The organism is Streptomyces sp. NPDC048416 (assembly GCF_043200435.1).
GTDB lineage: Bacteria > Actinomycetota > Actinomycetes > Streptomycetales > Streptomycetaceae > Streptomyces.
In genome coordinates this window covers 214,891-238,838 of record NZ_JBICXU010000011.1, presented here as the reverse complement: position 1 = coordinate 238,838, position 23,948 = coordinate 214,891, and the positions used below count along the sequence as shown (strand labels likewise).

The window sequence follows — 23,948 nt, the reverse complement described above, 5'->3', positions numbered from 1 at the left end:
CCGCCGACGGGTCCGGGAGCGGCGGCGGCCGGGGTCGGCCCGGAACTGCGACCGCCGATGCACCCGTCCAGAGCCGCGCACGCCGGCGGGGTGACCAGGAGCCGCGCCCGTCAGGACGGGTCAGAAGCGCAGGCGAGGGAGTGGATCCGGTGCGGCAAGGGAGCAAGCGAGCCGGGAGCCGCGCCGCTCAGGCGGCCCGAAGTCACACCGCTCAGGCGGACCGAAGTCGCGGCACCCAGGCGGACCGAGATCGCGGCACTCAACTGGGCCGAAGCCACACCACTCAAGTGGACCGAGATCGCGGCACTCAACTGGGCCGAAGCCACACCACCCAGGCGGACCGAGATCGCGCCACCCAACTGGGCCGAAGCCACACCACCCAGGCGGACCGAGATCGCGCCACCCAACTGGGCCGAAGCCACACCACCCAGGCGGGCCGAGATCGCGCCACCCAACTGGGCCGAAGCCACACCACCCAGGCGGACCGAAGTCACACCACCCAGGCGGGCCGAAGCCACACCACCCAGGCGGACCGAAGTCACACCACCCAGGCGGGCCGAGATCGTGGCCCTCAGGTGGACCGAAGTCTGCCGCGCTCCTGGTCGTACTCCCCCGCGAACCATTTGCGGACCGCCTCCGTATGCAGGGGGAAGGCCAGGGGCACCGGAGTGTGCAGCAGTTCCCAGCCGTCGGTTTCGTCGGTCGGCCGCGGGGGCGGCAGCGCGCCGACGGGGCGTACCGGCAGCAGGCCGAACAGGAGCAGGTGTTCGGGCGAGCTCAGGGCGTCGGCGAGGCGGACCTCCTCGACCGGCGCCTCGATGCCTGTCTCCTCCCGGAGTTCGCGCACCACCGCGTCCTGCCAGCTCTCGCCGTGGTCGATGAACCCACCGGGCAGGGCGAGGCCGCCCCGCCGTGGCTCGATGGTGCGGGTGATGACGACGAGCCCGGTGCCCTCCGGGCCGTGCACCGGCACGAGCGCGACCGCCACGGGAAGCGGGTTGCGGTAGGCGGTCGTGCCGCACGCCGCGCAGAGGCGGGGCCAGTCGTCCTGGGTACCGTACGGCGCTCCGCACGCACCGCAGTGGGAGTGCGTCAGGGGCTGCTTCGAGGTGGCGCTCACGCGCGGACTCTAGCCGACCACCCATCCCCACAAGCGAGTTGAACCCATCAGGGGTGTGCACATGACACGACGTACCGAACCGCGAGGCACCGCCCGGTGCGCGCCGTCACGGATGCTGCGCGGCCTCGTCACCGCTGCGGCGGCGCTGCTCACCGTCACCGCACTGGCCCCCGGCGCGCAAGCGACACCGCGGCCGAAGGTGCCGGGCGCGTTCGTGGCGCTGAGTTCCGTCGATCCTTCGATCATCCAGGAGATGCGTTACATCACCCCGCACAATTTCGTGGGCGGGCCGATCGACGGCTATCGGCAGCCGCTGTGCATCCTGACCCGGCCGGCCGCCCAAGCGCTGCACCGGGCGCAGCGGGAACTGCTGCGGCGGGGCTACTCCCTGAAGGTGTACGACTGCTACCGGCCGCAGCGGGCCGTCGACCACTTCGTGCGCTGGGCCAAAGACCTGGCCGACCAGAGGATGAAGGCGGAGTTCTACCCGCGGGTCGACAAGTCGAGGCTGTTCGCCGACGGTTACATCGCCGAGCGGTCCGGGCACAGCCGGGGCAGCACCATGGATCTGACGATCGTCGAGCTGCCCGCCGTGCCGAGCGGGCCCTACCGCCCCGGGCAGCCCCTCGCGCCCTGCTACGCGCCGCGCGGCGAACGGTTCCCCGACAACTCCCTCGATATGGGCACCGGCTTCGACTGCTTCGACACCCTGGCGCATACCGACGACCCCCGCATCCAGGGCGTACAGCGGGCGAACCGGCAGTTTCTGAAACACACGCTGGAGGCGCGGGGATTCGTCAACCTGCCCGAGGAATGGTGGCACTTCACGTATCGGCCGGAACCCTTTCCCGACACCCGCTTCGACTCCCCCGTGGCGCGGCGTTCCGTGACGGGGCACCGAGATCCGAGCCGTTCGTCCGAGCCGTTCCGCTTCGCGGAACCATCATGGCTTGCCTCCCTCGTCACGAGTGATAGGGAGCAACCCCCTCCGGTTCCGGATGAGGCCTGAGCGGGTGCCCGGGGCCACCCCCGTGGGTCCCGGGCACCCGCTCTGTCTTCTCGGACGCGACGCAGCCGTATCCGGTTCTCCGAGAAGCGATTAGGTTCTGCCGCATGACCAAACCCACCTTCGAATCGTACGAGGAATTCTGGCCCTACTACGTGGCGATGCACTCCAGGGCGGCCACGCGCTGGGTGCATCTGGCGGGCACCCTCACCGGCCTCGCGGTCAGCGCCTACGGGCTCGCACGGGGCCGCAGGCGCTACGCCCTGGCGCTTCCGCTCATCGGGTACGGGACGGCCTGGCCCGCCCACTGGTTCATCGAGCGGAACAACCCGGCCACCTTCGGACACCCCGCCTGGTCGCTGCGCGGCGACCGGCAGATGATCCGCATGATGCTGGCCGGGCGGGACCACGAGCTCGGGGAGATCGCCGCGAAGTGGCTCGCCGGGAACCGCTGAGCGCGGAAGGGGCCGCGACCGCCTCTCCCCAACCCCGGGCGCCCGTGGCACACTTCTGACGTTCCGTCAGATGCCGGTCGTGGGAGGGGCTTTGTCTGAAGCACGCAAGCGCACGCCTGTGGTCCCCGGCTGGTTCACCGAGGCGCGGGGGCAGGACTTCCGGCTCCTGGGGACCCGGTGCGCCGCCTGCGCCTCGGTCTTCTTCCCCCGCGAGGACGCCTTCTGCCGCAACCCCGCCTGCGCGGGCGGCGAGCTGGCGGAAGTGCCACTGTCCAAGCGGGGCCGCGTGTGGTCGTACACCGACGGCCGCTACCGGCCGCCCTCCCCCTATGTGTCCGACCCCCATGTGGCGTGGGAGCCCTACACCCTGGTCGCCGTCGAGCTGGCGGCCGAGCGGATGGTGGTGCTCGGTCAGGCCGCGCCCGGCGTGAGCACCGCGGACCTGGCGGTCGGGATGGAGGTCGAGGTGGTGCCGGGCGTCCTCCATGAGGACGCCGAGACCTCCTGGACGACCTGGCACTGGCGGCCCGTGGGGGTGACGGCATGAGCGGCGACATCGCGGTCCTGGGCGCGGGGATGCATCCATGGGGCAAGTGGGGGCGGAGTTTCGTCGAGTACGGAACCACTGCGGCCAGGGCCGCGCTCGCGGACGCCGGGATCGACTGGGCGGACGTGCGGTCGGTGGTGGGCGCGGACACCGTGCGCGGCGGCTACCCCGGGTATGTGGCGGGGGCGACGTTCGCGCAGGCGCTCGGCTGGCAGGGTGCGCGGGTGACCAGCGTGTACGCGGCCTGCGCCTCCGGGGCCCAGGCGATCGGTGCGGCACGCGCGCAGATCCTGGCCCAACTGGCGGACGTGGTGCTCGTGGTGGGGGCCGACGCCGCTCCCAAGGGGTTCTTCGCTCCGGCCGGCGGTGAGCGCCCCGATGACCCGGACTGGCTGCGGTTCAGGGTGCTCGGCGCGACGAATCCCGCCTACTTCGGTCTCTACGCGCGGCGCCGCATGGCGTTGCACGGCGACACGCTGGACGATTTCGCCCAGGTCAAGGTGAAGAACGCGGCGGCCGGCGCGCTCAATCCGCATGCCCGGTACCGCAAGGCCGTCAGCGCCGACGAGGTGGCCGCCTCCGCCGTGGTCGCGGATCCGCTGCGTCTGCTCGACATCTGCGCCACCTCGGACGGAGCCGCCGCCCTCGTCCTGACCAGCATGGATTTCGCCCGTCGGCACGGCGTGGCGGACCCGGTCCGCATCCGCGCGGTCTCGACGGTGAGCCCCACCTATCCCAAGGCCGTGCTCGACCTCCCCGACATCGCGACGGACTCGGCGGTCGCCGTCGCACCATCGCCGCACTCGTTCCGGGCCTCCCTGGCCCGCGCCGCGTACGAGGAGGCGGGCATCGGTCCCGAGGAGCTGTCGCTGGCCGAGGTGTACGACCTGTCCACCGCCCTGGAACTGGAGTGGTACGAAGACCTCGGGCTGTGCGGCACGGGCCAGGGGGCCGCACTCCTGCGGGACGGGGTGACCGCGCTCGGCGGCCGCGTCCCGGTCAACACCAGTGGCGGTCTTGCGTCGTTCGGGGAGGCCGTGCCGGCCCAGGCCATCGCCCAGGTGTGCGAGCTGACCTGGCAGTTGCGGGGTGTGGCGGGACCCCGGCAGGTCGCGGGTGCCCGGGTCGGGATCACCGCGAACCAGGGCCTGTTCGGGCACGGCTCGGCGGTGGTCGCGGTGCGCTGAGGTGGCGGGTGCGACAGACACGACGGGCGCAGCAGGCGCGGTACACAGCGCCAACAACCCCCGCCGCCGCACAACACCTTGACGGACCATCAGCTCAGGCTGAGACTTCCTGTTGTCTCTCGGCGCCGGCGCCGGCGCCGAGCGCACGGCCCGTACCCCCGGACGGCGGGGGTACGGGTCGTGCCGCACGCGGCGGCGCCCTCATTCCATGGCGTCCCCGCGTGGCAACGCCCCCACCCAGAGGCGTCCCCACGCGGCGGCGTCAACGCATCAGGTGGGCGCGGGCTGGCGCGACTTCGCCGACATCGCCATCGCGTGCTCGACCACCCCGACCAGGATGTCCTTGACCGACTCGCGCTCCCGCGCGTCGCACAGCAGAAGCGGCACATCCGGGTCCAGATCGAGGGCCGCGCGCACCGTGTCGGCGGGGTAACGGGCCGCGTCGTCGAAGCAGTTGACGGCGACGGTGAAGGGGATCCCGCGCCGCTCGAAGTAGTCGATGCCGGCGAAGCAGTCCTCAAGGCGGCGGGTGTCGGCGAGGACGACCGCGCCGAGCGCGCCCTGCGCCAGCTCGTCCCACAGGAACCAGAACCGGTCCTGGCCCGGCGTGCCGAAGAGGTAGAGCACCAGGTCCTCGCGGAGCGTGATGCGCCCGAAGTCCATGGCCACCGTGGTGGTGCTCTTGCCCTCCACGCCCGCGAGGTCGTCGACCGGACGGCCCGCCTCGGTGAGGCGTTCCTCGGTGCGCAGCGGCCGGATCTCGCTCACCGCGCCGACCAGCGTGGTCTTGCCGACACCGAAGCCGCCCGCGACGAGGATCTTGAGCGTCACCGGATCGACGTGCCGCTTCCTGCGGCTAGAGCGCCCGAAGGCCATTGATCACCTCGCGGAGTAGGGACTCGTCCGGCAGCTCGGCCGGCGGTACGGGACGGGTTACGTGCACAAGGGCATCGGCGACGAGATCGCCGACCAGGACGCGGACCACCCCGACGGGGAGGTCGAGGCCTGCCGCGAGTTCGGCGATCGACTGCGGCGCGTCGCCGCAGCGTTCGACGATCTCCACGTGTTCCGGGGACAGCGTCTGGTCGCGGCCGGGGTCGTCGGCGGCGGGTTCCGGGACGACCACCGCGATCAGGTCGAGACGGTGCTGCCCGACGCTGGTGGTGCGGCCGCGCGTCATGGCGTAAGGACGCACCACGGGGCCTGCGTCGTCGTCGAACCAGTGGAGCGGCAGGCCAGGGGCAGCCGACGGGTCCTCCGGCGGGGCCTCGGTCCGCCGGTCTGCGTCACTCATCGCGTCCCCGCTCATGGCGTACCCACTCACCCTCCGGTGTGCAGGCCGGTCCGTGGTGCGGTGGTCAGGTGGACGCCGACCCGCTTGACCATGAGGGTCATCTCGTAGGCGACCTGTCCGACGTCGGAGTCCGCGTCGGACAGGACGGCCAGACAGCTGCCGTCGCCCGCGGCCGTCACGAACAGGAAGGCGTCGTCGAGTTCGACGATGGTCTGGCGCACCTTGCCCGCCTCGAAGTGGCGTCCGACGCCCTTGGCGAGACTGTGGAAGCCGGAGGCGACCGCGGCCAGGTGTTCGCCGTCCTCGCGGGTCAGATCGCGGGACGTGCCGGTGGCGAGGCCGTCGCCCGAGAGCACGAGGGCTTTGCGGATGGAGCCGACGCGGTCGACCAACTCGTCGAGGAGCCAGTTGAGTTCGCCGGTACCGCTCTGGGTGGCCCTGCGTGGTGCGGCTGAGTCTTGTGGCGCGGTCATCGACCGTCCCCCTCCGGTGTGGTTCGTCGTACGTTGTCGCCCCGGGCGGCCGCGGATGGTCCTTCCGCGGCGTCCGATGTCGCGTTGTGCCGTCGCCCGCGCTGCCAGCCGCGCTGCAACGCGGCCATGCGGTCGCGCACCTCGTCGGCGTCGCGCTCCGGCTCGGGTCCGCCATCGGTGTCGGGCGTGGTGTGCCGCGCTTCGGGGGCGTCCTTGAGCTGGTGGGCGAGGCTGGCCTGGCGGATTCGGCGGGGCAGCCCGCCGGGAGGCGTTGCGTTCTCGGGCCGTCCGGGTTCGGGGCCCCAGGAGGGTGCGGAGCTGGGTGCGCCCGGCAGGCCGGCCGGGCCGGGTGGCGCGGCGGCGGGCGGTTCGGTGAGGCCGGCGGGCCGCACCGGTGTCAGACCCGCGGGCCGTGGCGCGGGGCGCAGGGGCTGCGGGGCCCCGGATCCCGGCCCGGGCGCAGGCGGGCGGGACGTCTGGGGCGCGCGGCGTTCGGGCAGGCGGGTGTCGAAGGCGCGGCTGACGTCCGGGTGCGGTTCGGGGTCCGGTGTTGGATGGCCCCTGCCGGGCCCGTCGACGCGGCGGCCGTTGTCGCTGACCAGGGTCGGCACCCGGCGACGGCGCGGCAGCGGAAGGGGCTCCGGCTCCGCGCCCTCGTCCGCGCTCTGCTGGTGCTGCTGGCCCTCGTCGGCCGCGTCGGAGGCCCGGCGGGCGGTCCGCAGCAGTCCGCCGCGTGCGGCGTCGGGCTCCTCGCGGCCCACCGGCGCCTCGAACACGGACGGCTCGTCCAGGCCCAACGGGTCGAGCGGGGGCTCCAGTTCGACGGGGCCGTCCAGGACCGACTGGCCGGGGATGCCGACGGGCAGCGGGGACAGTGCGCGGCGCGGGGCGTCGGATGCGCTGCCGTCCCGGCCGGGTGCGGAGGTGCGGCCCAGGCGGAAGCCGGTGCCCTCGGTGTCGGGCGCGTCGGTGAGCAGGGTGGCCGGCAGGAACACGACGGCGGTGGTGCCCCCGTACGGCGACGGCTGGAGGGAGACCCGCACGTTCTGGCGCTGGGCGAGCCGGCTGACCACGAACAGGCCGAGCCGGTCGGTGTCGGACAGCTCGAACTCGGGGGTCTCGGCGAGCCGGAGGTTCGCGTCGAGCAGCATTTCGGGGGCCATGCCGAGGCCGCGGTCGTGGATCTCCAGGGTGAAGCCGTTGGCGACCCGCTCGCCGTGCACCTGGACGGCGGTGTGCGGGGGCGAGAACACCGTGGCGTTCTCCAGGAGTTCGGCGATGAGGTGGGTGAGGTCGGCGACGGCCGGGCCGATCACGCCGAGCCGCGGCAGCCTGCGCACTTCGATGCGCTCGTAGTCCTCGACCTCGGCGACCGCGGCCCGTACGACGTCCATGAGCTGGACCGGCTTGCGCCACTGGCGGGAGGGGGCGGCGCCGGAGAGGATCACCAGGCCCTCGGCGTGCCGGCGCATGCGCGTGGTGAGGTGGTCGAGGCGGAAGAGGTCGGCGAGTTCGTCGGTGTCCTCGGTGCGTCGCTCCATGGTGTCGAGAAGCGTCAACTGGCGGTGCAGGAGTACCTGGTTGCGGCGTGCGAGGTTGACGAAGACGTCGGCGACACCGCGGCGCATGTCGGCCTGTTTGACGGCGGCCTCGACGGCGGCGCGTTGCAGGGTGTTGAGGGCCTGGCCGACCTGGCCGACCTCGTCGCGTTCGTAGTCCAGGCGCGGCGCCTCCGTCTCCACGTCGACGCTCTCGCCTGCGGCCAGGCGCCGCATCACGCTCGGCAGGCGGACGCCGGAGACCTCGTGGGCCTCCTTGCGGAGCCGGGTGAGGTCGCGGACCAGCTCGCGGCCGATGCGTACGGACATGAACAGGGAGATCAGCAGCGCCAGGAAGCCGAGGACACCGGCGAGTCCGGCCTTGATCAGTACGTTGAAGGCGACGGGTTCGACCCGGTCCTCGTAGCGGTTGCCCGCCTTGGTGCCCATCTGGGCGAGGTGGTCGAGGACGGGCGTGGCGGCCTGCTGCCAGCGGGCGGCGTCGATGTGGCGGGGGTTCTTCGCGGGGCCCGCGTCGATGACGGCGGCTTCCGCGGTGCGCAGCGCCTCGGTGTCGGGGCCGTTCCAGTAGCGCTGGAAGGCGCGGCGTTCGGCGTTGGGCAGGAGTTCCAGGTTGGTGTCGTAGAGCAGCTGCCGGTTGGCCACCAGGTCGGATGTCTGGCGCAGTTCGGGGGCCGTCGTCCTCGGGGTGATCAGGCTCGATGCCACGAGGGCGTCCTCGCGGGAGAGCATTTCGCGGGCGCGGGTGAGCCCGACAAGGGCCCGGCCCTGCTTGTCCATCTCCACGTTCTCCAGGGCGTGGAGATTCATGAGGAAGCTGTAGCAGGGGTCGATGAGGCGGTTGTAGAACTCAAGCGCCTGGACCCGGTCGACCGTGCCCTGTTCGATGGACTGGCGCAGCGCGGCGATGGTGTCGAAGCCGGCGAGCGCGGCCTTGAGGTGGGCCTTCGCGGTGGGCTGGAGGTCGCCGCGGATGTCGGAGTCCCGGGTGGCCGCGCGGATCGCGGAGATCGCGGTGTCGGTGGCGGTCCGGCGGCTGCGCAGGGAGGCGAGGGCGTCGGACGGGCGCTCGTCGGCGAGGTAGACGAGGGTCTGCCGGCGCTCCTGCTGGATGACGCGGACCGTGTCCTCGATCGGGTAGCCGACCTTTTTGACGATGTGCGCCACGTTCATCAGCTCGTTGGCCTGTCGGCCGGTGAGGTAGGTGGAGAACCCCCACAACGCCGTGAGGGAGACGAGCGGCACCAGCAGCAACGCCACGATCTTCCTGCGGATGGACTTCCCGCGAAAGCGCATGGCCTCCCCCAGATCAACCGTCAACAAACGGCGTGAGCCTACTACCGACCCACAGACAACTCGAAGGCACGTCCGGGCGATTTTCAGCCGCCCTCGGTCGTCGCGATCATGAGTTGTCCTGGTATTCCGGGAGATGGCAATCAGGGCTCTGGCGGGCGACACCCGTCATGGCCGCTTTTCGACCACAGTGGCAGATGGCTGGAATTCTGCCTTCCGGCCATCTGCCCGGAATCTTCGGGGAGTTCCGTTCGTCTGTGTGTACGGGGCGCCTGTGCGGTCGGGGCACTTACGGGGCACACGGGTGTCAGGAAGCAATGACGCCGGGCCGGGATCCGCGGGGACGGAGCCGTGGGGCCGGCGAGGCATCGGGGCTCGGCGGGCGGGGAGGAATACGGCATGAGCGTTGAGCAGCAACCGTTGTGGGTGGAGGAGCCGGCCGTGCGACCACGGCTGCCCGACCCGGTGCGGACCGCGGCCGTGCGCGCCGTGATCATCGTCGCGGCGACGCTCATCCAGGCCGTGGTCGCCTTCCTGTCCACGCTCGCCGGGTCCTGGCTCGCCTTCCCCATGGTGATCAGCAGCGTCGCCAGCACGGTCCTGGCCACGTGGGGAGTGCTGGACGTCTGGGTCACCCGCCAGGTGTGGAACCAGCGCAACGGCGTGGTGTCGATGCCCAACAGCACGGCGCGCAAGCTGCGCAAGGAGCGCCGCCGGGCCCGGCGGGCCGCCCGCGCGGCCGAGCACACGGGCCGAATACGGTCCGCGAAGGGCTCGGGCCGGGGGCTGTCCCGCGCCTGAGCCGCCGCGGCGCCGCCTCGGGGGCGGCGCCGGGACGGCCGGGTCGGGCGGGCGGGTCAGGCGGCCGGGGGTCAGGCGGGCCGCTTGTACATGCGCGTCGCGGTGATCTCGCCGTGCACGGTCTCGCCCGCGGTCTCCTGCTGGGGAAGTCCGGGCCGCAGGTGCTCCTCGACGCTGATGTACTTCAGTCCCGCCCGCAGGTCCGCGTCGTTGCGCAGCCTGATGACGAGGGGGAACTCGGCGAGCGCGGTGGTGTCGAACAGGCCGGTGGTGTAGAGGAGTTGGACGCCGAGCGCGTCGGACACGGCCCGCTGGAGCTCCAGGAGGTACGTCGCGTTCGCGCGGCCGATCGGGTTGTCGAGGAACAGCGTGCCGGCGTGCCGGTGCTTGTCGCGTCCCCGGTCGTTGCTGCGCAGCGCCGCCATCGTGCAGTACAGGGCGATCGCGGCGGTGAGCAGCTGGCCGCCGGAGAACACATCGCCCATCTGCCCGACGGGCACACGCTCGGCGCGCAGCACCGCGTCCGGCTTCAGGATCTCCACGGCGATGCCGCGCGGTTCGAGCGCCGCCTGCACCCCGCGCAGCAGCAGGGACATGCCGTCGCGGCGCAGGTCGGAGTTCTTCCGCACGGCGGCACGGGTGGCCTCGTCGATGACCTCGCCGAGCCGTTCGGTGAGGGTGGCCTGGTCGGGCTCGTCGAAGCGGATCCGCAGGAATTCCTGCCCCGACCACTCGCCGAGGCCTTCGGGGAGCTGGGACAGGCGCTGTGCGGAGCGCAGCGTGGTGAGCGCCGATTCCACCAGGCCGCGCAGCCGGTCGACGATGGAGTCCCGGTTGCGCTCCAGCTGCTCCAGCTCGTCGGTCAGGACACGCAGCCGGGGTTCGAACGCGGCGGCCCAGGCGGCCGCGTGCTCCGGCAGTGAGGCCGCGGGCAGCTCGCGGATCTGCTGGCGGGCCGGGGTGCGGACCTGCTCGTAGCGGGTGGCGTTGGCGTGGCGCACCAGGATGTCGCTCGCCTCGCGCACCGCGGAGTCGGCGCCCGACAGGTCGCTTGAGCACCCGCGCAGCGAGCGGCGGGTCTCGGCGGCGACCTGGCGGGCCTCCTCAAGGGTGCCCGGGTAGGGGTCGGGTGCGCTCTCCTCCTCCGCGCCCTGGCTGTTGTCCCGGAGCAGGTCGCGCAGCAGCGCCGCCGTCTCGTCGAAGCCGCCTGCCGCGTCCTCGGCCGCGCGGTGGGCGGTGAGCAGTTCGGCGTGCGCGGCGCGCGAGGTCTCCAACTCGTCGGAGCGCGTGGCCAGTTCGGCCGACGCGGCCCGCAGCAGCACCTGGGCCTGTTCGGCGTCGGCGGGCACCTGCTCGTCGGGGAGCTCGGTGTGCGTCAGGCCGTCGGCGGGGGCCAGGCGTTCGGCCTCGCCACGCAGCCGGCCCAGCTGCTCGCTCGCGGTGGATGCCCGGGTCTCCAGCATCTGCACCAGGGATTCGGCGCGGGCGGCGGCCGCCTGGCGTGCGGGGCCGTCCGCTCCGTCGGTGCCTTCGAGCAGGGTGGCGGCGCGGGTGCGCACCTTGTTGGTGAGCCGGTCGAGCTCGGCCAGAGCCGCGCTTTCGTCGCTCTCCGCGCGGGCCTGCTCGGCGCGCAGGTCGGCGCCGACGCCCACCTTCTCGTACAGCTGGGACGCGGCGCGGTAGGCCTCGCGCAGGGCGGGCAGCGCGGTGTGCGGGGCGTCGGCGTCGGGCTCCGGCAGGGTCTCGGGGGCGCCCGCGATCTCGGCGCGTTCGGCGCGCAGCGCGCGGGCGGTGCGGTGGGCATCGTCGGCCGCGCGCTGGGCGGCGCGGCGGTCCTCGTCTGCGGCCTTGGCGCGCTCAAGGAGGGTGTGGGCGCGGGCCTCCGACTCGGCTGCCTCGTCGGCGAGTTCGCGCAGCTTGACCTGCCAGCCGGCCCGCTCGCGCAGGCGGAAGGCGAGCCCGGCGAGCGCGTCGGCGGCGCGCCGGGCACGCTGGGCGGCCTCCTGGCGCTCCTCGCGCACCTGCGCGGACTCGGCGGCCGCCTCGTCGGCTTCGGCCCGCGCCGTGCGGGCCTCGGTCAGTTCCTGTGCGGCTTCCTTGGCGCTCTCGCGGGCGCCGTGGGCCGCGGTGGCGAGTTCGGCGAGCATGCCGGGCGGACAGTCGGCGCGCCAGGACCCGATCCGGGCGGCGAGCGCGCGGTCCCCGGCGAGCCGTGCGGCGAGCGCGCGGATCTCCTCGTCGCGGGCGGTGGCGCGGGCCCGCAGCGTCCGGCGTTCCTCGTCGGCGGCGTGCTCGTCGTGCATGGCCGGGTTCGGCGGCACGAGGAAGACGCCGCTCTCGTCGCCCGCGTCCGGGGCGGGAACGGGCGCGAGCAGCGCGGCGGTCGTGCCGACGGCGACGGCGGAGCGCGGCAGCAGCGCGGCGCCGGCCAGCGCGGCACGGGCCCGTGCGTGCGAGGCGGGGTCGGTGATGACCACGCCGTCGACGAGCTCGGGACGGGCCGCGAGGACGGCGGCGTGGTCGGCGGGGGCGACGGCCTGGGCGAGATAGCGCCAGCCGGGCAGCGCCGGGATGCCGTGCTCGCCCAGGTACTCGACGGTCGCGAGCACATCGGGGCTCGGCGGAAGGAGTCCGCCGTCGCCGAGCGCGCCGAGGATGCGGGAGTCGTCGGCGGCGGCGGTCCGCAGCTCGAAGAGCTGGCGTTCCGCGGCGGCGACGCCCTGGTCGAGGAGGGCCCGCAGCTCGTCCGCGCCGCGGTCCAACTCCTCTGCGCTGAGCGGGCTTTGGCTGTTGTCGCCGTCGTGCTTGCGGGGCTCGGGCACGCCGGGGCGGCCGGTGGGCAGGCTGAGCAGTTCGGCCAGACGCTCGTGCGATGCGATCGACTCGGCGGCCCGGCGCTCCGCGTCGTGGGCGTGCTCGGCGGCCGATGCGGCGTCCTCGGCGCGGGCCGCGGCCAGTTCCGCGCGGGCTTCGACGGAGGCGGCCTCGCGGGCCCGGTCGGCGGCGGCGCGGGCGGCCTCACGCGCCACGTCCCACGCGGCCACCGCGGTCTTCTCCGCGTCGCTCGCGGCGAGCGCGGCACGCGCCGGGTCGGCGTCGGGCGCGCTGTCGTCCAGCCAGCCCGCGCGGACGGCCTCGGCGGTCTCCTGCTCGACCTCCGCGAGGCGCTGGCGCAGGTGCCCGGCCTCGCTGCGGGCCCGCTGGGCCTCGGTCGCCGCGACCGTGGCGTCGCGGTGGGCCGCCTCGCCCACGTCTTGGAGCCCCGCGGAGCGCTCCTCCTCCTCGGCGGCGACCCGCTCGCCGTCCTCGGCGGCCGTGTGCAGGGCCCGTACGAGATCGGCGGCGGCCCTGGCGCGGGCGGCGAGTGCCGGGGCCGCGTCCCGTTCGGCCTCCTGGATGGCGGCGGCCACACGGGCCGAGCGGTCGGCGGCGGCGCGGTGGCGCAGGACCGCCTCGGCGGCCTGCCAGGCGGAGTGCAGCGTACGGGCGTCGGCGAGTTCGCGGCGCTGCGCAGTGGCGGCCTTCTCGGCGACGGCCAGCGCCAACGAGGCGTGCCGGTAGGCGAGTTCGGAGGCGATCAGGGAGCTGCGGCCGCGGGCCTGTTCGGCGAGGGTGACGTGGTGGGCGCCGGCGGTGACCTGCTGGGCGAGGTCGGTGGCGCGGCCGCGCTCGGCGGCGGCACGGGCCGAGAGGCGCCGGGCGAGCGTACGGGTGCGCCGTTCGGCACCGGCGTGGACGTCGCGGGCACGGGCGCGGGTGTCGGCGGCCTCGACGATCCGGTTGAGGAGGTCGACCGAGCCGGCGGTGAAGTCGCGCTCCGCGGTGAGTTCGGAGCGCCGGCCGAGCTTGTTGCCGAAGCCGCTGACCAGGTCGGCGAGGCCGTCGGTGTCGCGGGTGTCGGTGACCGCCCGCAGGAGCAGGTCCGTGAAGTCGGAGTCCTTCTTGACCGCGAAGAGGCCTGCGGCCTCGCCCTCGTCGGCGTTCATCTCCCGCTGGTAGCGGAAGAGTTCGGGGTCGAGACCCAGGTCGCCGAGGTGTTCGTTCCAGCGGTCGTGGATCTCCTCCCAGTACACCTCCAGGTGCGGGTAGGCCTTGGTCGCCTCGGTGATCGCGTCGCGGAAGCCCTTCATGGTGCGGCGCCGGCCCTGGGCGCTGGAGGAACCTTCGGCGGAGGGTCGCATCGCGCTGGACTCGGCGACGGGCAGCGAGTCCAGGCTGAGGCCGGGGCCCGGCCGGAAGGAGTACCAGGCTTCGGCGAACTTCCGCGGGTCGTTGGAGACTTGGCGCCCGCGCCACTCGCTGACCTTGCCGACCACGACGAGCTCGCCGGTGAGGGTGTGCTGCCACTCCAGGGCGACGTGCCCGCAGTCGTCGGCGAGCAGGAACTTGCGCAGTACGCCGGAGCTCGCGCCGCCCAGGGTGTTGCGGTGGCCGGGCAGCATCACCGAGAAGATCAGCTTGAGCAGGACGGACTTGCCGCCGCCGTTCTCCAGGAAGAGCACGCCCGCGGGCGCCGGGCGGCGCGGCGGGCCGGCCGGCTCGTCCTCGAAGAACTCGGCCTGCGCCGGGGCCGGGTTGGGCACGGGTGCGCCGACTCCCCGCAGGTCAAGCACGGTGTCGGCGTAGCGCGCACCGGCGGGCCCGATGGAATAGAGGCGGACCCGGGACAGCTCGTACATGTCGGCGGACTCTCGTGGTGGTGGGGGCGGGTGGAGCGGGGATCGGCGTCAGGAGTGGAAGGGCAGTCCGGCGTCGGCCGCCAGCTCCAGGTCGTCGGCGTCGGTGGGGGGAAGCAGGGTGGCGCCGCCGTCGGTGACCGCGACCACGCCGAGCTCGATCAGTTCGGTCAGGGCGGCGCTGCCCGCCATGTCGCGGACCTGCAACTGGTAGCGGGCGGTGGTGCGGTAGGCGCCGCCCGCGTCGTCGCCGGTGCGCTGGAGGAAGCCGGATTCGGTGAGGAAGGCGACGGCCTTGGCGACGATGCCGGTGGTCGAACCGGCGAGCCGGCGGGCGTCCTTGGTGGCCCCCGTGGAGCTGCGCCGTGCGTAGATGCGCCAGGCGGCCTCAAGGCCGGGGGCATCGGTTGCGGGGTCGGTGTTCTCGCCGGTCTCCTCGGCCCGCTCCTCAAGGCGGCGGCAGGCCTGCCGGACGAACGCGTCCACGCCGTTGACGGTGATCCGCCCGATGTAGCCGTCGTCGGCGAGGTCTTCGGGGCGGGGGAACGCCAGGGCGGCGACGGCGAGGTGGGCAAGACCGTGCAGGAAGCGGTCGGCGGAGTCGGGCGCGGCGGCGCGGCGGGCGTAGTCGCCCATGCGGACGGCGAAGACCGAGTCCTCGGCGGCGGTGACGGCCATGCCCGCGCGGGGTGACACCTCAAGGACGATCAGGCCGAGGCCGGCCGCGACGGCGTCCGCGAGGCGCGCGAACGCGGGGTCCTCGCGGTGGCGGCGCAGCAGTTCGCTGTACTCCGCGTCCCTCGCGGGCAGCAGTTTGGGCTGGAGGCCGAAGGCGACGAGGCGTGCGGCGTCGGCGGCGTCGGCGGGGGTGATCCGGCCTTCGCCGCCGCGCCCCGTGCCGGGTGCGGTGGAGGTGGCGGCCCCGGGGTCGGCCGCCGTGCCGGGCGCGGGCGAGGGGTGCCGGTCCTCGCCGTCGGTGCCGGGCGCGGCGGGCGCCGGCGCCTCGGCGGCTTCGCCGAACGCGGGCTCGGGGTGCTGGTCGGTCACGGGGTGGTCTCCTTGGTACGTACGTTGCTGGGCGCGGCGGAGCGGGCGCCTGCGGCGGGCGCTGTCCCCACCCCGCACCTTCCCGGGACCCGCCGGGTGTGAAGCCGGCAAACCGGCACCAGCCCGGTCAGGGGCGCGGGGAACCGCGCGGCCGGCCGGCCACGGTCCGCAGCCGGGGCCCCTGGGCCTGCGCCCCGGACCACGTGTCGCGCCTGAAGGGCGCGCGTCCCCAATCTCCCCCAAGGCCGCAAGGGCCGGCGCGGGACCCCCATGACGGGCCGGGTCTGCCTGTGCGGGCCGGCACAAGCCCTGCCAGGGGCGCGGGGAACCGCGCGCAGCCCGGCCACGCACGGTCCGCACGGCCCGCACGGAGAACTCACGCCGCCTCCGTCCGGCCCGCTGCCATGCCGACCGTGTCCAGGAGCGCCGTACCCACGATCAGGTCCGCGCCGCCGAACTCCGGGTCGTCCAGCTGGGTGCCGTCGTCCACCGCGAACAGCAGGCGCTCCTCGCCCTGGCGGTAGGCGGTGCCGACCGGCGGGCTCGCCGCATGGACCGCCAACAGGGCGACCAGGTACGGCAGTTCGGCATCGAGGCGACGGGCATCGGCGAGCAGGCCCGACAGCCGGCGCGGCGCGTCGTGCTCCAAATCGAGGAGTTCCATCGCGGCGGCAAGCTGCTCTTCGCTGAACCGGCTGTCGTCGGGGGTGGCGATCAGCTCGGGCTCGGGCATCTCCGCGCCGAGGTGTTCGCGCTCCATGGGCGGGGTGAGCAGTATGTCCACGAGGTCGCCGACCCGGACGGACACCGGGGTGCGCAGGCCGGTGCCGCGGGCGAAGAAGGCGTCGGTGACCCGGATCGCCCGCTCCACCGGGAGCGGCAGCAGCGGCGCGACCAGCTGGCCGTACAGGTCGAGACCGGCCCGGGCGGCCGGGCGGGCGAAGGCCTGGCGGTCCTGCTCGGCGCGGAAGAGCGGACCGGCCTCCAGGAGGCGGGACTGGAGCTGGGTGTGGCGGCGGATGCAGTCCTTGACGATGTCGACGAGCTCGGCGGCGCGACGCTTGTGCTCGGGGTCCTCCGCCTCGTCGCGGGCCTTGCGGATGTTGGTGAGGATCGCGTTCTCGTGCCGGTAGCGGTCGGCGACGTGGTCAAGGGCCTCGGCGATCATGTCCGGGACCGCGTTGAGCCAGTCGACCGCGCGCACGTTGCGCCGGGTCGCCTCCAGGGTGCGCCGCAGCGTCTCGGCGTACTGCACGGTGCGGTAGCGGGCCTGTTCGGCGGCGAGCTGGGCGTCGGCGAGGCGCCCTCGGCTGATCAGGACCTCCAGCTTGACCTCGGCGGCGATCTGCGCGCTGGTGACGTCGGTGTCGAGGGCCCCGACCAGGACGTTGACCGCTTCGTCGGTGGTGCGCAGATAGACGGCGCCGCCGTACCCCGGCACCTCTTCCAGGAGCTTGAAGTCGTAGTCCCTGCGGACGTACACGCCGTCGGGGTTGAACGTGCCGTACACCGCGCGGAAGCCGCGGTCCACGCTGCCCACGTTGATCAGGTTCTCCAGGACCCAGCGGGCCACCCGCTCGTGCTCGGCGGCGGGCCTGGCCGGGGCCTGGGCGGCGACGCGCGGGACGAGCCTGGCCACGATCTGCTCGTGGTCGGCGCCCGTGTCGAAGTCCATGTTCAGGGTGACGAGGTCGATGGAGGCGAGGGCCACCTCCGCCATCGCGTACACCGAGTACTCGCCCGCGAGGTTGGCCTTGCGCACGTCGAGGTCGTGCAGCGGGGCGGTGCAGGCAAGGGCGCGCAGCCGCCGCGCCAGGCCCTCGTCGGCGGCCGGACCCGGCGCGGGGCGCGGCGCCGCGCTGAGCTGGGGCGGAACGAATTCCGTCGAGGCAGGCGAAGTCACGCTGGACAGATTAGGTCCTCGCACTGACAACGGTCGAAACGGCGCAGATCCGCCCGCCGCCCGCGCGCTCGGCGGGGCCTCAGGCGGGGACGTCCGCGACCCGTTGTGCGTACGCCTCGACGAGCTGGGCGCGTGAGTCGTCGAGGTAGTCGGCGAGCAGCAGTTGGGCGGACGCCCGCTCGCCGGCCCGCAGCGCTTCGAGGATGTCCCGGTTGCGTACGAGGTAGGGGCGGTGCAGGAGGCGCGGGTCGTCCACCACGTGGAAGGCCAGGCGCAGTTCGGCCAGGACGCCGCGCATCAGCTCGTCGGTGCGGGCGCTGCCCGCGAGGCCCACGAGTGCGCGGTGGAAGTGGATGTTGGCGGTGGACACGCCCTGCCAGTCGCTCCGCTCGGCGGCGCGTTCACCCTCCGAGACGGCCGCGTCGAGGCCTTCGAGAGGGTAGGGCGGGTCGCCGAGACCTTGGACCACCGCGCATTCGACCAGGCGCCGGGTGCGGTAGATGTCCGTGACGTCCTCGACGGCGAGCACCCGGACGAAGACCCCGCGGTTGAGTTCGTGGATCAGCAGCCGCTCATGGGTGAGCAGCCGGAACGCCTCGCGCAGCGTATTGCGGGAGACCCCGAGGGCCTTGCCGATGCCGTCCTCGGCGAGGCGTTCCCCCGGCGGGAAGAACCCTTCCGCGATCCGGGTGCGCAGGATGTCCGCGACCCGCTCGGCCGTGCTGGTGCGGCCGAGCAGCGCGCGGTCCTGCGCGAGTCCGCCGAGCCCGAAGTCCGTTGTCGCCACAGCGCCCTCTCTCCCCCGCCGACCGTACGTGCCGACGCCTCGGCTCATCGTAGAAGCATGGTGAGGACATGAGGGAGCGCGAACATCCCGGCATGAGTCTTGTCGGATTGTTCAACGATCCCCTAGGTTGAAGTGGCCCGCTCACGTCTCGGCAGCCCACTCATCCCCTCCCGCGAGGTATTCATGAGGACGACCCAGGCACAGCCGCAGCACGGTCAACTCCCGCAGGACAACGGCCCGTTCGGGTGGTTGCGCACACTCGGCCCCGGCGGCCGGCGTGCCTTCGGCGGCGCCTTCGGTGGCTACGCCCTCGACTCCTACGACTTCTTCACGCTGCCGCTCACGATGGTGGCGATCTCCGCGTACTTCGGGCTCGACACCGGCCAGACCGGGCTGCTCACCACCGTGACACTGGTGGTCTCCGCCGTCGGGGGCGCCTTCGCCGGGGTGGTCGCCGACCGCATCGGACGGGTGCGGGCGCTGATGATCACGGTCGGCACCTACGCGGTCTTCACCGTCCTGTGCGGCTTCGCGCCCGACTACGGGACGCTTCTCGTGTTCCGGGCCCTGCAAGGTCTCGGTTTCGGCGGCGAGTGGGCGGTCGGCGCGATCCTGGTCGCCGAGTACGCGTCGGCCCGTCAGCGCGGCCGCACCCTGGGCGCCGTGCAGAGCGCATGGGCGGCCGGCTGGGCGCTCGCCGTCGTCGTGTACACCCTGGTCTTCCAGTTCGTGGACGCGGACACCGCCTGGCGCGTGATGTTCTGGACCGGGGCGCTCCCCGCCCTGCTGCTCGTCTACGTGCGGCGCAACGTCAGCGATGCCCCGGCGGCCGCCGAGCAGCGGCGCGCGACGGCGGGCGCCATGAGCGGCGCCGCCACCTTCGCGGCCATCTTCCGCGGACCCCTGCTGCGCACCACGCTGTTCGCGGTACTGCTCTCGGCCGGCGTCCAGGGCGGTTACTACACGCTCGCCACCTGGGTGCCGACCTTCCTCAAGAGCGAGCGGCACCTCACGGTCGTGGGCACGGGCGGCTATCTGACGTTCCTGATCTCCGGCGCCTTCCTTGGCTATCTGACCGGCGGGTACCTCACCGACCGGCTCGGCCGGAAGAAGAACATCGCCCTGTTCGCGGTCCTCTCGGCCCTCTGCATCCTCGTCTACACCCACCTGCCGTCCGGGGCCAACACGCTCCTTCTGGTGCTGGGCTTCCCGCTCGGCTTCTGCATGTCGGCGATCTTCAGCGGCTTCGGCTCGTTCCTCAGCGAGCTGTACCCGACGGCCGTGCGCGGCACCGGCCAGGGGTTCACGTACAACACGGGCCGAGCCGTGGGCGCGTTCTTCCCGACCCTCGTCGGCTACCTCGCCGACAGCTGGGGCGTCGGCGGCGCGCTGGTCTTCGGCGCCGTGGGCTACGCCATCGCCGCGCTCGCCCTGCTCGGGCTGCCCGAGACCCGTGGCCGGGAGCTGCTGTGAACGCCGCGCACCACCTCCCCGGGGCCCCCGCGCACGGCCTGCCGAATGCCCCCGCGCACGGCCTCGCCCTCCTGGGCCCCGGCCCGGACATGACCGGCGTCGGCCGCACCACCGAGCGCCCCGCCCCCGCCCGGGGCACACTGCAGCACAGGACCACGCCCCAGCTGGAACAGGAGACCCGGTACCCATGATCCGGCCCGCGACGACGGCGATCGACCTCAATGCCGACCTCGGCGAGGGCTTCGGCCACTGGCGTCTGACCGACGACGAACACCTTCTGTCCGTCGTCACCAGTGCCAACGTGGCCTGCGGGTTCCACGCCGGTGATCCGGCCATCATGCGGCGGGTCTGCGCCCTGGCGGCGGAGCGCGGGGTACGCATCGGCGCCCAGGTCTCCTACCGCGACCTGGCGGGCTTCGGCCGCCGCTCCATGGACGTGCCGGCCGCCGAGCTGACCGCCGAAGTCGCCTACCAGATCGGCGCGTTGGAGGTCTTCGCCCGCGCCGCGGGCAGCCGGGTCACGTACGTCAAACCGCACGGGGCGCTCTACAACCGCGCCGTGCACGACGAGGAACAGGCGGCCGCCGTCGTCGAGGGGGTGCTCCTGGCCGGCGGGGCACTTCCGGTACTCGGGCTGCCGGGCTCCCGGCTGCTCGCGGCGGCGGAGGAGGCCGGACTGCCCGTGGTCACGGAGGCGTTCGCGGACCGCGCCTACACCGCGCGCGGCACGCTGGTGTCGCGCGGCCAGGACGGCGCGGTCGTCAGCGACCCGGACGCGGTCGTGGCGCGCGCCGTCGCGATGGCCGTGGACGGCACGGTGGTGGCCGAGTCCGGCGAGCACGTCCCGGTCGGCGCGGGGTCGTTGTGCGTGCACGGCGACACTCCGGGCGCGGTGGATCTGGCCCGCCGGGTACGGGCGGCGCTGGAGGCGGCGGGCGTCCGGGTGGCGGCGTTCTCATGAGCGCGCCGCGCATGCTGCCGGTCGGGGACCACGCGCTGCTGGTCGAGCTCGACAGCGGCGAGCGGGCCGGGGCGCTCCATGCCGAGCTGCTGCGCCGTCGCGCCGCGGGCACGCTGCCGTCGGTGCGCGAGATCGTGCCCGCCGCCCGTACCGTCCTGCTCGACGGCGTGGACGATCCGCCGTCCCTGGCCGCCCAGTTGGCGACCTGGGACATTCCGCCACTGGAAACGGGCACCGTGGAGACGGTCGAGATCCCCGTGCGCTACGACGGCCCGGATCTCGCGGACGTCGCGGCCCTGTGGCGGGTCACGGTGCCGGAGGCCGTGCGCATCCACTCATCGGCCGAATTCCGTGTCGCCTTCTGCGGGTTCGCGCCGGGCTTCGCCTACCTCACCGGACTCACGGAGCGGTACGCCGTGCCGCGCCGGGCCACGCCGCGCACCGCGGTCCCCGCGGGTTCGGTGGCCCTCGCCGGCCCGTACACCGGCGTCTATCCGCGCTCGTCCCCCGGCGGCTGGCAACTCATCGGGCGTACGGAGGCCGTGCTGTGGGACGCGCGCCGCGAACCGGCCGCGCTCCTCGCCCCGGGCACCCGGGTGCGCTTCGTCACCGGGGGGCCGAGGTGACCGAGCACGCCCTGTCCGTCGTGCGGGCCGGCGCGCTGACCTCCGTACAGGACGAGGGCAGACACGGGCACGCGCACCTCGGGGTGCCGCGTTCGGGCGCGCTGGATCTGCCGGCGAGCCGGCTCGCCAACCGCCTGGCCGGCAATGCGGTGGGGGCGGCCGTCCTGGAGACGACGCTCGACGGGTGTGCGGTACGCCCTCTGCGCGCGGTGACCCTGGCGGTGACCGGAGCGCCCTGCGCGGTCACGGTCGACGGGCGACCTGCGGCGTGGGGCGCCCCGGTGCGGGCGCCCTCGGGAGCCCTCGTCGAGGTGGGCGCGGCGGCCCGGGGGGTGCGCTCGTACCTGGCGATCGCCGGTGGCATCGACGTGGAGCCGGTGCTCGGCAGCCGCTCCACCGACCTCCTGTCGGGCCTTGGCCCCGCGCTGTTGAAGGACGGCGCCGTCCTGCCGCTCGGCCGTCCGGAACAGGCCTGCCCGTACCTGGACGAGGCACCCGCGCCGGGTGTGCCGCCGGAGCTCGTGCTGCGCGTGCTGCCGGGGCCACGGGCGGACTGGTTCACGGCGGACACGCCGTCCGTTCTGGCGCGCGGGCGCTACCGGGTGTCCTCGGCGAGCAACCGCATCGGGCTGCGCAGCGAGGGGCCCGCGCTGCGACGTGCCGTCGAGGACGAACTGCCCAGCGAGGGGCTGGTGTTGGGGGCGGTCCAGGTGCCGCCCGACGGTCACCCGGTGGTCTTCCTGGCCGACCATCCGACGACCGGCGGTTACCCGGTGATCGGCGTCGTACCGGAATCCGATCTGGCGGGGGCGGCGCAGGCGGCGCCGGGTACACCGCTGCGGTTCGTCCTGAAGCGCTGGGCCTGATGCGGACCGGCCGGGGCGGCGGTCGACGCGGAGGGGGGAGGAGGAGGGGGAGGGGGAGGGAAGCGGCGGGGTTCAGCGGGGGCTGTCCGTCGGAGCACGCAGGCGGCAGGTTCAACGGAGGCGGTCCGTCGAAGCACACAAGCGGCAAGTTCAGCAGAGGCTGTCCGTCGAAGCACACAAGCGGCAAGTTCAGCAGAGGCTGTCCGTCGAAGCACACAAGCGGCAGGTTCAGCAGAGGCTGTCCGTCAGAACACGGACCTCGCGCCCTTCGGCGGCGTCGGTGCGGGGAAGCCGCGTGGCGGGGCGGCGTCCGGCGCGTCAGAGCCCTCCCCCGTGGCCGTGGCCTGGGCTGTGACGAGCGTGCGGCGACCGCGATCCGGTCACCCTTTGCCGTGGATCACACGGCTGTGGCGTCCGGGCCGAGCCGGTCGTGGATGGCGCTCTGCACCTCGGCCTCCTCGGCCGGGTCGGCGGCGAGCCTGCGCAGGCGCTCGGCCACGCGGGCGTCGACGAGCTCGGCGTACTGGGCGGCCACTTCCCGGGTCGTCTCCTCGCAGTCCCACAGGCATTCGACGGCGAAGCCGGTGGCGAAGGAGGGGTCGGTGGCGGCGAGCGCGCGGGCCGTGCGGCCCCGCAGCTCGGACGAGGCGGTCTCGCGGTAGACGTGCCGCAGGACGGGCGCCGCGCAGGCGATGCCGAGCCGGCCCGATCCGTCGACGAGCGCCCGCAGCAGGACTGCGTCGGGGCCCTCGGACCGCACGGTTTCGCGGAGCGCGCCGAGCACCAGCTCCTCGTCGCCCGTCTCTCCCCTCGACGCGAGCACGCCGGCAGCGGACGCGCCCAGCTCGTCGGGACGCCCGACCCAGCCGCGAGCCCGCTCGACCGCCTCGGGACCACACATCCGCTCGAACGCCTGGACGGCGGCTTCCGCGGCGATGCGCGAGCCGGCCGGCGCGTCGGAGACGGCCGCCTCGATCAGGTCGAGCACCCGGGCATCGCGGGCCTCGGCGAGATAGTGCAGGGCCGCGCCCCGCGCCCCGTCGGTGCCGGACCTGGCCGCCTCGACGATGGCGTCCCTGTCCTCGGGCCCGGCGACGGCGCCGAGGCACCTGGCGGCGGCCAGGTGCAGGACCGCGCCGCGCTCCAGGCCCTCATCCGCCCAGTCGAAGACCGCCTGGACGCTCCATCCGGGGCGCGGTCCCGACGGCCGCATCTGGCGCTGCCAGCGGTCGAAGGATCCGGCTTCCCGTGCGGCACGCACCCGGGCGCCAACGCCGTCGCGTGCATCCTCGGCCCACAGCCGCCAGGGGCGTGGTTCATAGGCGTCGCGCACAGTGGTGGCCAGCTCGGCGTCGCCCTCGGCCGTGGCCGGGAAGCGGGCGAGCACGGACGCGGCGAGGCCGCGCAGGCCCGCGTCGTCGTCGCGCAGCGCGAGCTCGTCCAGTGCCCAGGCCCAGTTGGACCCGGCCGCCGCGTAACGGCGCAGCAGAGCGAGCGCGTCGCCCCTGCCGTACGAGGCGAGGTGGCCAAGCACGGCGAGGGCGAGCCCGGTCCTGGAGTCCCCGGTGTCGAGGATGTCCTCGGCCCCGAAGAGGTGGTGCTCGATCTGGTCGAGCTCGCCGTCGAGATCCAGGAAGAGGCGCGCGTAGTACAGCGAGCGGTTCTCGACCCGCCAGTCGTGGCGGGGGTCGCTCAGTACGCAGTGGTTGAGGGCCGCCAGGGCCTCGTCGCGCGGGGCGGCCAGCGCGTGCAGGGTGCCGTCGCCGCGGCCCCGCTGCAGCAGGCCGAGCAGCGTGCCGCTCGGCGCTATGACTGGATCGAACATGGAATTAGCCTCACATCAAGCTGTCGACGCAACCGGGATTCGTGCCTTG

20 protein-coding genes are annotated in these 23,948 nt (G+C 73.8%); 9 read left to right on the top strand and 11 right to left on the bottom strand.

The window, feature by feature from the left end:
* Window positions 1–110: 110 nt before the first annotated feature.
* Together ACGFW5_RS17355 and ACGFW5_RS17350 are read right to left on the bottom strand one after the other, a co-directional pair.
* Window positions 111–494, bottom strand: a complete 384-nt coding sequence (locus ACGFW5_RS17355) for a hypothetical protein (RefSeq protein ID WP_393835068.1) — start codon at window positions 492–494, stop codon at window positions 111–113.
* 77 nt (window positions 495–571) lie between these two features.
* Window positions 572–1,120: an NUDIX domain-containing protein gene (locus ACGFW5_RS17350; protein WP_393835067.1), complete on the bottom strand. Its 549-nt coding sequence runs from the start codon at window positions 1,118–1,120 to the stop codon at window positions 572–574.
* Window positions 1,121–1,232: 112 nt separating this feature from the next.
* Here ACGFW5_RS17350 and ACGFW5_RS17345 point away from each other — a divergent pair, with 112 nt between their 5' ends.
* The 4 genes from ACGFW5_RS17345 to ACGFW5_RS17330 all read left to right on the top strand — a co-directional run bounded on the left by ACGFW5_RS17345 (window position 1,233) and on the right by ACGFW5_RS17330 (window position 4,315).
* Complete coding sequence (locus ACGFW5_RS17345) at window positions 1,233–2,129, top strand: M15 family metallopeptidase (RefSeq protein WP_393835087.1); 897 nt, start codon at window positions 1,233–1,235, stop codon at window positions 2,127–2,129.
* Window positions 2,130–2,233: 104 nt separating this feature from the next.
* Window positions 2,234–2,581, top strand: a complete 348-nt coding sequence (locus ACGFW5_RS17340) for an Mpo1-like protein (RefSeq protein ID WP_393835066.1) — start codon at window positions 2,234–2,236, stop codon at window positions 2,579–2,581.
* A gap of 118 nt (window positions 2,582–2,699) precedes the next feature.
* Window positions 2,700–3,128 carry a Zn-ribbon domain-containing OB-fold protein gene (locus tag ACGFW5_RS17335; RefSeq protein WP_393835086.1) on the top strand — a complete coding sequence of 143 codons (429 nt, stop codon included), beginning with the start codon at window positions 2,700–2,702 and terminating at the stop codon, window positions 3,126–3,128.
* The gene (locus ACGFW5_RS17330) at window positions 3,125–4,315 is read left to right on the top strand and encodes a lipid-transfer protein (protein WP_393835065.1); all 1,191 of its coding nucleotides are present in this window, start codon (window positions 3,125–3,127) and stop codon (window positions 4,313–4,315) included. The genes ACGFW5_RS17335 and ACGFW5_RS17330 overlap by 4 nt, the downstream gene beginning before the upstream one ends.
* 270 nt (window positions 4,316–4,585) lie before the next feature.
* Here the strand turns inward: ACGFW5_RS17330 and ACGFW5_RS17325 are convergent, their stop codons facing one another.
* From ACGFW5_RS17325 to ACGFW5_RS17310, 4 genes are read right to left on the bottom strand one after another with little or no spacing between them, the layout of a single operon-like run.
* The gene (locus ACGFW5_RS17325; protein ID WP_393835064.1) at window positions 4,586–5,191 is read right to left on the bottom strand and encodes an ATP/GTP-binding protein; all 606 of its coding nucleotides are present in this window, start codon (window positions 5,189–5,191) and stop codon (window positions 4,586–4,588) included.
* Entirely contained in the window at window positions 5,172–5,609 is a 438-nt protein-coding gene (locus tag ACGFW5_RS17320; RefSeq protein ID WP_393835063.1) for a DUF742 domain-containing protein, read from the bottom strand. Before ACGFW5_RS17320 ends, ACGFW5_RS17325 begins: the two co-directional genes overlap by 20 nt.
* Window positions 5,610–5,635: 26 nt before the next feature.
* The gene (locus ACGFW5_RS17315) at window positions 5,636–6,082 is read right to left on the bottom strand and encodes a roadblock/LC7 domain-containing protein (RefSeq protein ID WP_393835062.1); all 447 of its coding nucleotides are present in this window, start codon (window positions 6,080–6,082) and stop codon (window positions 5,636–5,638) included.
* Window positions 6,079–8,937 carry a nitrate- and nitrite sensing domain-containing protein gene (locus tag ACGFW5_RS17310; protein WP_393835061.1) on the bottom strand — a complete coding sequence of 953 codons (2,859 nt, stop codon included), beginning with the start codon at window positions 8,935–8,937 and terminating at the stop codon, window positions 6,079–6,081. Before ACGFW5_RS17310 ends, ACGFW5_RS17315 begins: the two co-directional genes overlap by 4 nt.
* A 396-nt stretch (window positions 8,938–9,333) precedes the next feature.
* On the opposite strand from ACGFW5_RS17310, the gene ACGFW5_RS17305 reads away from it, so the two are divergent.
* Entirely contained in the window at window positions 9,334–9,735 is a 402-nt protein-coding gene (locus ACGFW5_RS17305; RefSeq protein ID WP_393835060.1) for a hypothetical protein, read from the top strand.
* 71 nt (window positions 9,736–9,806) lie between these two features.
* Here the strand turns inward: ACGFW5_RS17305 and ACGFW5_RS17300 are convergent, their stop codons facing one another.
* From ACGFW5_RS17300 to ACGFW5_RS17285, 4 genes are all read right to left on the bottom strand, one after another.
* Window positions 9,807–14,414 (bottom strand): hypothetical protein, encoded by a 4,608-nt coding sequence (locus tag ACGFW5_RS17300; RefSeq protein ID WP_393835059.1) that lies wholly within the window; start codon window positions 14,412–14,414, stop codon window positions 9,807–9,809.
* Window positions 14,415–14,462: 48 nt separating this feature from the next.
* A complete protein-coding gene (locus ACGFW5_RS17295) occupies window positions 14,463–15,458 on the bottom strand; it encodes a hypothetical protein (RefSeq protein ID WP_393835058.1) in 996 nt (331 codons plus the stop codon).
* A 376-nt stretch (window positions 15,459–15,834) separates the two neighbouring features.
* Entirely contained in the window at window positions 15,835–17,361 is a 1,527-nt protein-coding gene (locus tag ACGFW5_RS17290; protein ID WP_393835057.1) for a hypothetical protein, read from the bottom strand.
* A 79-nt stretch (window positions 17,362–17,440) separates the two neighbouring features.
* The gene (locus tag ACGFW5_RS17285; RefSeq protein ID WP_393835056.1) at window positions 17,441–18,148 is read right to left on the bottom strand and encodes a GntR family transcriptional regulator; all 708 of its coding nucleotides are present in this window, start codon (window positions 18,146–18,148) and stop codon (window positions 17,441–17,443) included.
* Between the two features lie 183 nt (window positions 18,149–18,331).
* On the opposite strand from ACGFW5_RS17285, the gene ACGFW5_RS17280 reads away from it, so the two are divergent.
* The 4 genes from ACGFW5_RS17280 to ACGFW5_RS17265 all read left to right on the top strand — a co-directional run bounded on the left by ACGFW5_RS17280 (window position 18,332) and on the right by ACGFW5_RS17265 (window position 22,074).
* A complete protein-coding gene (locus tag ACGFW5_RS17280) occupies window positions 18,332–19,621 on the top strand; it encodes an MFS transporter (RefSeq protein ID WP_393835055.1) in 1,290 nt (429 codons plus the stop codon).
* A gap of 187 nt (window positions 19,622–19,808) precedes the next feature.
* Window positions 19,809–20,582: a LamB/YcsF family protein gene (locus tag ACGFW5_RS17275; protein ID WP_393835054.1), complete on the top strand. Its 774-nt coding sequence runs from the start codon at window positions 19,809–19,811 to the stop codon at window positions 20,580–20,582.
* Complete coding sequence (gene pxpB, locus ACGFW5_RS17270) at window positions 20,579–21,208, top strand: 5-oxoprolinase subunit PxpB (protein ID WP_393835053.1); 630 nt, start codon at window positions 20,579–20,581, stop codon at window positions 21,206–21,208. The genes ACGFW5_RS17275 and pxpB overlap by 4 nt, the downstream gene beginning before the upstream one ends.
* Window positions 21,205–22,074, top strand: coding sequence for a biotin-dependent carboxyltransferase family protein (locus tag ACGFW5_RS17265; RefSeq protein ID WP_393835052.1), 870 nt, complete (start codon window positions 21,205–21,207; stop codon window positions 22,072–22,074). The genes pxpB and ACGFW5_RS17265 overlap by 4 nt, the downstream gene beginning before the upstream one ends.
* Before the next feature lie 397 nt (window positions 22,075–22,471).
* Here the strand turns inward: ACGFW5_RS17265 and ACGFW5_RS17260 are convergent, their stop codons facing one another.
* Window positions 22,472–23,899, bottom strand: coding sequence for a HEAT repeat domain-containing protein (locus ACGFW5_RS17260; protein WP_393835051.1), 1,428 nt, complete (start codon window positions 23,897–23,899; stop codon window positions 22,472–22,474).
* Between the last annotated feature and the right edge of the window lie 49 nt (window positions 23,900–23,948).